Source organism: Hymenobacter sp., assembly GCF_036387835.1.
GTDB lineage: Bacteria > Bacteroidota > Bacteroidia > Cytophagales > Hymenobacteraceae > Hymenobacter.
This window is the reverse complement of sequence record NZ_DASVSY010000020.1, coordinates 1-8,441: the sequence shown is the minus strand read 5'-3', so window position 1 is coordinate 8,441 and position 8,441 is coordinate 1. Positions and strand designations below refer to the sequence as shown.

The window sequence follows — 8,441 nt, the reverse complement described above, 5'->3', positions numbered from 1 at the left end:
ACCCGGGCCGCGGGCGCCATGGAGAAGCGCGTCGAGTACGACCTGCGCTACATCCAGGACTGGTCGTTTGAACTTGATATGAAGATCATCTTCCTCACCGTCTGGAATATGGTCCGCGGCGAAAAGAACGCTTATTAAATTAGTGTTGGGCCTTTCACTTATCTTGAAATTTCCTGTAATTTCTGGAAAGAGCGCGGCTGGTATAGTCGGGCTTTTTCTTGTGTGCCTCTAAATTCTAGCTCCATGCTACCTAAACGCCTTGTGCTGGGTACTGGCATATCAACCGGCTCGCCAACCGATTTCGTAACCACTATTCTCGATCAGGGAGCGGCCCGTACTTCCGCCTACGTGTGCTTTGCCAACGTGCACATGCTGGTTGAGGCGCACCGGGATCCTTCGTTTCAACAGGTGTTGGAAGAGGCTAGCCTCGTTACGCCCGATGGCACGCCCGTAGCGGCGGCCGTGGGTTGGTTTCACAAGCAGCCGCAGGAGCGGGTAGCCGGCATGGACCTGGTGCCCGTCTTGCTGTTAGAGGCCGCCCGCCGCAACCAATCGGTGTATTTCTACGGCACTACGCCAGAGGTACTCCAGGCTATTGTTGCCCGTGCCCGCCGCGAGTTGCCTACGCTACGCATTGTGGGAACCCATTCGCCGCCATTTCGCCCCCTAACGCCCGAGGAAGACGCCGCCGATGTGGCCGCCATCAACGCCGCCGACCCCGATCTGCTGTTCGTGGCCCTGGGTTGTCCCCGGCAGGAGCGCTGGATGGCCAATCACCGGAGCCAGATCAAGGCGTGTATGCTAGGTGTAGGACAGGCTTTTCTGGTGTACGCCGGCCTGGAGCAGCGCCTGCCGCCGTGGGCCCGCCGCATGGGCCTGGAGTGGACCTATCGGCTATGGCTGGAGCCGCGCCGGCTGTGGCGCCGCTACCTGGTCACGAACTCGCATTTCCTTTACCTCATGACCCGCAGCACGCTGGCGCGTTTGGGTGGTAGGGGATAAGGTGCTAAAGATCAGCTACCCCAACTACTGTTTTCTGGAAATTACCCCAACATAAAGGTGTTGCTTGCGCAGCTTTTGTTGCCAAAGCTCCCATTCGTGGCGCTCAGTTTCTAGGCTGATAGGATTGGGTAAGTGCTCGGTGCCGAGACAAGGCGCGCAAAAGCCGGTGCTTAGGTCGTGGCGGTTGGGGAACGGCTTATTGGTACCCCATTTCACATAGCCAATGGTATTCTGCTCGACGCGGTTCCGGCCGAAAGCATTGGCCGGCAGTTTGTAGTAATTGAAAACGGCGGTAGCGGCGTAAGTGGCGTTGAGGCGGGCGCCATCGGGCAGCAGGCCACTGGTCACCATGCGGTTGTCGTGGAAATAGATGTCGTGGCCGGCGGCAATGTTCATGGCCGCGTTGCAGGTACTTACAAACTGGTTGTGATGGGCCTCGATATACGCCGCCGTAGTGGCCGCCGTGCCGCTGGCATTGCCATCGGTGGTTAGGCCGGTACCGTGAAATTCCTTGGCAGTGGCCGGAGAAGGGTAGGCGCCCTGCACGTAGTTGTCGTGCACCTGCGCGGGGCTCTCCGGCGTGCCCGACGAATCGTAGAAGTTGATGTTGTCTTCGACGGCGCTTCGGTTGGGCTGGTTGATGAATTGATTGTAGCTAATGTCGATGCCGGGTAGGTGCTGCACCGTATTGAGAAGCAAGAAGCTGCTGCGGGTGCTCCCTTGGTTGTTGCGCCAGCGCCCATCACAGTTCAGGCCTTGGTTGTAGCGCACCACTAACGTAGGCTGGCGCGGGGCGTCGCTCCAGCGGTCCACCACAATGCCGCTGGTTTGCTCGAAGTAGTTGTGCTCGATGATAAGGCGCCGCGCTTTATAGACCTCCAGAAAGCGCCCGTGCGGCTTGTCGGCGGCGGTAGGGGGCAGGCCGTAGCCACGGCAGTTCCGAATGGTTAAGTCAGCGCCGCCGCTGGCCCTTATCAAGTCACCGGCTCCGGTCAGCTTACAATCTTTTAGGATAACGGGCTCGGTGGTTTCCACGCGGATGCAAGGCACGCTGGAATCCCGGCTTTCGTACACGCCCGTGTACGTGCCGCCCTTCCGAATAACAAAGCTCACGTCGGCGCCCGCCTGCGTAGAGGCTTGCTGAAACAGGCAAAAACTGCTCAGCATCCAACCAACCAACAAACAGCGCATAAACTCAGCCGGAATAAGTGGCAAGAAGAAGCAAGGGGCTACCCCTAAAATACGAAGGCCCGCAGACAGCTGCGGGCCTTTGGGGGGTGCTGTTAATTGCCACCGCCATAGCCGTAGCTATAGGCCTTGGTTTTGTGGCGGTACTCGTACGTTTTGTTGAAATGCACATCGTTGATAACCATGTATAACTGCTGGACTTTTCGGTCGCGGTGCATTTCGTTTATCTGGTTCACTAAAGCGCGGTCGGTGTAGTTCTGCCGTACCACGTAGATGCTGGCATCGAGGTAGCGCAGCAGCACGATAAACTCCGATACGTAGCCCATGGGCGGAATATCAATCAGCAGGTAGTCGTACTCCTGGCGCATGTTCACGAGTAGCTCTTCCATACGGGCACTTTCCAGCAGCTGCGTGGGGTTGTCCGGAATCGGACCGCAAACCAGCAAATCCAGATTCGGGACCCCCGATGCTACCCGGGCCTGGTCGAGTGTGCTTTGGCCCGCCAAGTAGGAGCTAAGGCCTTCTCCGAGAATAGGAGGCAAGTTGAAGTAGCTGGTGATAGTAGGGCGGCGCATGTCGCACTCCAGTAGCAGCACGCGGCGGCCGCTCTGCGCTAGCTCCGTAGCCAGATTCACCGCGCAGAAGCTTTTGCCCTCGCCCGGCACCGACGAGGTAACGCCAATGATGCGCTTATCCAAGCCCGCCGACAGATACTGCAGATTCACCCGAATCGAGCGGAACGACTCGGTAATGGGGTTGCGCACGTTGCGTGCCATCACGTTCTTGTCGACATCGGTACCGTGGGGTATCACGCCGAGCAACGGAATATTGGTGATTTTCGCCAAATCTTCCTGGCTCTGAATCCGCCGGTTGGTTTTGTCGAGTAGCAACACCGCGCCGGCAGGTATGGCCAGGGCGGCGAGTAAGGCTATGAGCATTACCAACGGCTTTTTAGGGGCCGAAGGACCCGCTCCAATCTGGGCGGCCTGGTCTACCACTTTTTTGTCGGTGGTGTTAGTGGCCAACGCAATAGCTGCTTCGTTCCGCTTCTCTACCAGGAAGTTGTATTTCTTTTCGTTGAAGTCGGTAGTGGTTTGTAGGGAGCCAATTTGCCGCTCGTTTTCCGGCATCTCACTCATTTGGCCCTGTACCCGCGCTAATTGCTGCTCTACGTCGCGCAAGGCAATGCCGGCCGCGCGGGCCGAGCCCGATAAGGTGGAAACCAACGATTCTTTGGTGCTGCGAATCTGCTGATCCAACTCGATAAGCATGGGGTTGTTGTCGGTAGCGCTGACGGCCAGGGCGGCCCGCCTGTTGTTCAGTTCGGTAAGCTGCGTAATCAGATTGGTAACGGCCGGATCTTCCACGCCGGCGCCGCTCAGGGCCACTAACTGCGATACCGACCCATTCTCGCGTAGGTAGCGCAGCATGTTTTCGTAGTTTTTCTGATCGGTATTGAGCTTGTTGCGGCGCGTTTCCAACGTGCTCTGCTGCTGAATACTGGCGTCCGACTGCGCGCCCACATCCACTACGCCCGTTTGCGAGCGGTACGTGCTAAGCCGCTGCGCCGACTCCTGCCGCGAACGGCCCATCTTGTTGATTTCCTCGTCGAGGAAAGCGACCGTCCGGTTACCAACCTGGTTTTTCTGGACGAGGTCCTGCTGCACGTACTGGTTCATCAGCGTGTTCAGGAACAGGGTTTCCTTTTCGGGCACCGATCCTTTGGTTGCCAGCTCCAAAATCCTCGATTCCCGTTCGGTGGCGCGTACTTTCAGCTTGCTTTGATAATCGGCTGTAAGGCTGTTCAAGTCGTGCAGCTCGAAATAATAGCTTTCCTCGGGGTCGGCCGGGTAGTTGCGCTCCGGGGCGAGCAGGACCGTAAGCAGTGGCGTGCGGAGCGTGTCGCCGGCTTTCACAGTTTGATCAAAGTGAACATCTGTTATTTCCCGCACAAACTCGCTGGTGTTTAGCCGCCGCAGGTTGCCCTTGCTGGCATCGGCGTGCACGCGGTAGCTGCCATTGCCTTGGGGCTCCACATAAATCGGAACGCCCGTCAGTTGCGGGGTATTCGGGGCGGGCAGCACCCGAAACGGCACCGAGCCCAGGGCCCGCTCCCGCACTTGCAGGTTGCCGAGCTTGTTGAGCCAGGTATTGGCGGCCACGTGGTACGATACGTAGAAGGGCAGTTGGGCCAGCGTACGTCGTATCTCGTCGGTGGAGGTTAGAATGCCGATTTCATCTTCTAGTTTCACCACCTTCTCCTGGCTGTCGAGCAGTTGCAGTAACTCCTGCGTTTGCTTGGAGCCGGTGCGCTGGTTGCTTACCAGCAGCGTTGACTTGAAATCGTAAACAGGCTCTTTGGTTTTCAAGTAAGACCAGGCGGCCAAACAGGTAAGCAGCAGCGAGGCCAAAAACAGCGGCCAGCGGCTGCGGAGCTTGAAAAATAACTCGTGTAAATCTATTTCCTCGGAAGGAGCCGGACGTGGTTCCATGTGGATAGTAAGCCAGGTGAATGAAAGGACAAGAACTACAGCAAACTAGTTGTTAACAAAGAAGCTTAGGATTAGAGCTACTGCCGAGATACCCGAAAACACGATGCCCAGGTTGTTGATGTTGGCCCGCGACGACCGCGCTTTGAGCGGCTCCACGTACAAAGCATCATTCGGCATAAGATAATAATAAGGGGACTTTAGTAGGTTGGGGTCGGTTAGATTTAGCAACACAACCTCTGAGCCTTTAGGGGTTTGACGCACCAGCTTAACATTTTCACGGTTACCGAATTCAGTAAGGTCGCCGGCCATGCCCAGAGCTTCTAACAGAGTAGCTTGGGAGCTATAGATGAAGTAACGGCCGGGCGTACGCACCTCCCCCAGAATCGTTACTTTAAAGCTGAGCAGTTTTACAAGCACTGTCGCGTCGCGCACGTAGAGAGCTACGGCTTTTTGGATGGCATTCTGCGCTTCGTCGAGCGTGAGGCCCTGCACTTTCACCTTGCCGGCGGTCGGCAGCGTCACCTGACCCCGCTCATCAACCGAATAGCCCGATAAGTACAGAACTCCTGGCTCACTGGAATACAGCGTTTGCGACCCGGTAATGTTGAGGCTGGTATTCAATTCAGCTTGCGCGCTTTGCACCCGGATACTGATAATGTCACTGTTTTGCAGACGGTAAGGCGATGGAGTGTTATCAATAGTTGTCGCTTGTTGCGTTGTGAAAGCGGGGTTCTGCAGGTAGGGGAGTTTTTTTTGTGAAACACAGCTGCCCAACCCTGTCAGTGTTAAGATGATAACTGTAATCAAGCGAGACAATGAAGATAAAGACATAGGATAAGAGAGCAGGGGTGCAAGGTCAGCAGAGGAGCTTGAGAGCTAAAATTCAGCTAATGAACGGAAAGAAGTTTGAAACGGATGAGCCTGAAATAGGATTTAAACAAAATAAATCTTCATTGTGCTTATAAGCAAATATCAGCTATAGCTAAAAACTATAAATTTTATCATAATTCAGATAGACGAACATCTTCTGAGAACCATTCCATCCGGTTTATGAAAATGATAGTTCTAGATTTTATTAAAATAGCAACAAAAAAATCAAATTCTGTTCGCAACTCTTCAAGCAGGCTGCCAATATTTCAACAAGCAAATATAGTGGCCTGCTGTAACGCTTGGTTGAAGGCGGCGGGGGAAGGTAAAGAGGGTTGTAAGTGCTAAGCAAAAAAGAAGCCCTGCTGAGTAAGCTACTCAACAGGGCTTCTTTGCATTGCTGCGGTCCGGACGGGACTCGAACCCGCGACCTCCGCCGTGACAGGGCGGCATTCTAACCGACTGAACTACCGAACCAGTTCATGTTACTTGAAAAGTCAGCTGCTTTTCAGTAAGGTGCTGCAAAGGTAGCGCGCCCTACGACATTTCCCAACCTAGCTTCAATAAAATCGGGTTTTAAAAGCCTTAACCTTCTTTTATAGCTGTTTCTCAGTTAGAAAACTTTCTTCGGTTACTGCCACTAGCAAGCGTGTGACGAGTGAGACGGTTCACTTACCTTTGCCACCTTCCTCTTCTCACCACCAACCCGACGCATTCCTTCCCGGCCAATGCTCCTTGATTTCGAACAACCCATTGCTGCCCTCGAAGGCAAGCTCCGCGAAATGCAACAACTGGCCCTCGACAGCCAGGTAGACGTTTCGGACGCCGTTGCGGCGCTTGAAGCCAAAATCAAAACGCTCAAAAAGGAAACCTACGCCAACCTGACCCGCTGGCAACGCGTGCAGCTTTCGCGCCACCCCGAACGGCCCTACACGTTGGACTACATTGAGGGCATGAGCGAAAAGTTTGTGGAGCTGCACGGCGACCGGACCGTGGCCGATGATAAAGCCATGATAGGCGGGTTTGCCGAGTTAAATGGCCGATCGGTTATGTTTATTGGGCAGCAAAAAGGCCGCAACACCAAGCAGCGGCAGTTTCGCAACTTCGGCATGCCCAATCCGGAGGGCTACCGCAAAGCGTTGCGTCTCATGAAGCTGGCCGAAAAATTCGGCAAGCCCATTGTAACGCTGATTGATACGCCCGGCGCATTTCCGGGCCTCGAAGCCGAGGAGCGGGGCCAGGGCGAGGCCATTGCCCGCAACCTCAAAGAGATGTTCCTGCTGAAGGTGCCGGTTATCTGCATCATTATTGGCGAAGGCGCTTCGGGTGGGGCCCTCGGTATTGCCATCGGCGACCGGGTGCTAATGCTGGAAAATACGTGGTACTCGGTTATTTCGCCGGAGTCGTGCTCGAGCATCTTGTGGCGCTCCTGGGATTACAAGGAGCAAGCGGCTGAAGCCCTCAAACTCACGGCCACTGATATGCTGGCTGCCAAGCTGGTCGATGGCATTGTAAAAGAACCGCTCGGCGGCGCCCACACCGATGCGCCCCGCATGATTCAGGCCCTCAAGAAAACCATCCTCAAAACCCTCGACGAACTCGAAGCCCTGCCCCACGAGGAACGTATCAGCCAGCGCATCGACAAGTTTTCGGCCATGGGCGTAGTGATTGACAATTAACATTTATCATTCAACAATACTGGCATGAATTGCTAGCCTAGGCGTTGGATTGCTAGATGATAAAGATGCTTTACAGCTGACAAGTACCAGTGAAATAGAGCCTAACTGTTAATTGATAAATGTTAAATGAACATTCATACCCTCGATACCGGTCTGTTTAAGTTGGATGGCGGCGCCATGTTTGGGGTGGTGCCCAAGAGCATGTGGCAGAAGCTCAACCCCGCCGACGACAACAACATGTGCACCTGGGCCATGCGTTGCCTGTTGGTGGAAGACGGCAACCGCCTGGTATTGGTCGATAATGGTATCGGTGACAAGCAGGACCAGAAGTTTCGGGGGCATTTCTACCTGCACGGCGACGACACGCTGGAGCAATCGTTGCGCAAGCGGGGTTTCACGGCCACTGACATCACCGACGTATTCCTGACGCACTTGCACTTCGACCACTGCGGCGGCTCGGTGGTGCGAACCCCCGACGATAAGCTGCAGCTTGCTTTTCCGAACGCCACGTACTGGAGCAACCAAGCCCACTGGGACTGGGCCGTAACGCCTAACCCGCGCGAAAAAGCCAGCTTCCTGAAAGAAAACATCCTGCCGATTCAGGAAAGCGGCCATTTGCAATTCGTAGATCCGGTGGCTGGTGTGCCCGATGGGTTGCCTAGTTTCCAGGAAATCATCTTCGCCGACGGGCACACCGAGAAAATGATGCTGCCCCTGCTGCCCTACAAAGGCCGTACGCTGGTATTTATGGCTGATTTGCTGCCAAGCACCGGGCACGTGCCCTTGCCCTACGTGATGGCCTACGACATGCGCCCCCTAGTGACCATGACGGAGAAAGAACAAGTGCTCCGCCGCGCCGCCGATGAAAACTGGGTGTTGGTGCTTGAGCACGACCCAAGCGTGGAGTGCTGCACCGTACAACACACCGAAAAGGGAGTTCGGCTAGCCGAAACGTTCCGTTTAGCGGACCTGTAGGCTTCCGGGTTCCTAGTGTAAAAAACAGTCTTATTTCACTCTGAGCCCGCTACCGTGTCTATGGACCCAACCAGAAACGAGCAATCTGTAACCAGCAATTCTCTGGGACTAGCTTTGTCGGGAGGGGGCGCGCGGGGAATTGCGCATCTGGGGGTGCTGGCGGCTTTGGATGAGCTGGAAATGCCGCTAGTCCGACTGGCGGGGGTGTCGTCGGGGGCTATTGCGGGGGCTTTTTACG

Annotated in this window: 8 protein-coding genes and 1 tRNA gene; 5 read left to right on the top strand and 4 right to left on the bottom strand. The window is 55.3% G+C overall.

Annotation, left to right across the window (positions count from 1 at the left end; translation table 11 throughout):
* Positions 1-18: 18 nt before the first annotated feature.
* A complete protein-coding gene (locus tag VF639_RS04210) occupies positions 19-138 on the top strand; it encodes a sugar transferase (RefSeq protein WP_331144625.1) in 120 nt (39 codons plus the stop codon).
* Positions 139-243: 105 nt separating this feature from the next.
* Positions 244-1,002 (top strand): WecB/TagA/CpsF family glycosyltransferase, encoded by a 759-nt coding sequence (locus VF639_RS04205; RefSeq protein WP_331144631.1) that lies wholly within the window; start codon positions 244-246, stop codon positions 1,000-1,002.
* A 24-nt stretch (positions 1,003-1,026) separates the two neighbouring features.
* On the opposite strand, the gene VF639_RS04200 is transcribed toward VF639_RS04205, so the two are convergent.
* The 4 genes from VF639_RS04200 to VF639_RS04185 form a co-directional block, all read right to left on the bottom strand.
* Complete coding sequence (locus VF639_RS04200; RefSeq protein ID WP_331144630.1) at positions 1,027-2,193, bottom strand: right-handed parallel beta-helix repeat-containing protein; 1,167 nt, start codon at positions 2,191-2,193, stop codon at positions 1,027-1,029.
* A gap of 92 nt (positions 2,194-2,285) precedes the next feature.
* On the bottom strand, positions 2,286-4,682 hold the full coding sequence (locus tag VF639_RS04195) for a GumC family protein (protein ID WP_331144629.1): 2,397 nt from the start codon (positions 4,680-4,682) through the stop codon (positions 2,286-2,288).
* A 45-nt stretch (positions 4,683-4,727) separates the two neighbouring features.
* A complete protein-coding gene (locus VF639_RS04190) occupies positions 4,728-5,513 on the bottom strand; it encodes a polysaccharide biosynthesis/export family protein (protein ID WP_331144628.1) in 786 nt (261 codons plus the stop codon).
* A gap of 439 nt (positions 5,514-5,952) precedes the next feature.
* Positions 5,953-6,026, bottom strand: a tRNA-Asp gene (locus VF639_RS04185).
* Between the two features lie 251 nt (positions 6,027-6,277).
* Between VF639_RS04185 and VF639_RS04180 the strand changes: the two genes are divergently transcribed.
* The 3 genes from VF639_RS04180 to VF639_RS04170 form a co-directional block, all read left to right on the top strand.
* The gene (locus tag VF639_RS04180; protein WP_331144627.1) at positions 6,278-7,228 is read left to right on the top strand and encodes an acetyl-CoA carboxylase carboxyltransferase subunit alpha; all 951 of its coding nucleotides are present in this window, start codon (positions 6,278-6,280) and stop codon (positions 7,226-7,228) included.
* Between the two features lie 126 nt (positions 7,229-7,354).
* Complete coding sequence (locus tag VF639_RS04175; protein WP_331144626.1) at positions 7,355-8,203, top strand: MBL fold metallo-hydrolase; 849 nt, start codon at positions 7,355-7,357, stop codon at positions 8,201-8,203.
* Between the two features lie 60 nt (positions 8,204-8,263).
* The coding region (locus VF639_RS04170; protein ID WP_331144632.1) for a patatin-like phospholipase family protein at positions 8,264-8,441 on the top strand (178 nt) is incomplete at its 3' end.

Coding starts and splice junctions, on each gene's coding strand:
- VF639_RS04210 (WP_331144625.1), top strand. CDS start 19: ATGGAGAAGCGCGTCGAGTACGACCTGCGCTACATCCAGGACTGGTCG.
- VF639_RS04190 (WP_331144628.1), bottom strand. CDS start 5,513: ATGTCTTTATCTTCATTGTCTCGCTTGATTACAGTTATCATCTTAACA.
- VF639_RS04180 (WP_331144627.1), top strand. CDS start 6,278: ATGCTCCTTGATTTCGAACAACCCATTGCTGCCCTCGAAGGCAAGCTC.
- VF639_RS04175 (WP_331144626.1), top strand. CDS start 7,355: ATGAACATTCATACCCTCGATACCGGTCTGTTTAAGTTGGATGGCGGC.
- VF639_RS04195 (WP_331144629.1), bottom strand. CDS start 4,682: ATGGAACCACGTCCGGCTCCTTCCGAGGAAATAGATTTACACGAGTTA.
- VF639_RS04200 (WP_331144630.1), bottom strand. CDS start 2,193: ATGCGCTGTTTGTTGGTTGGTTGGATGCTGAGCAGTTTTTGCCTGTTT.
- VF639_RS04205 (WP_331144631.1), top strand. CDS start 244: ATGCTACCTAAACGCCTTGTGCTGGGTACTGGCATATCAACCGGCTCG.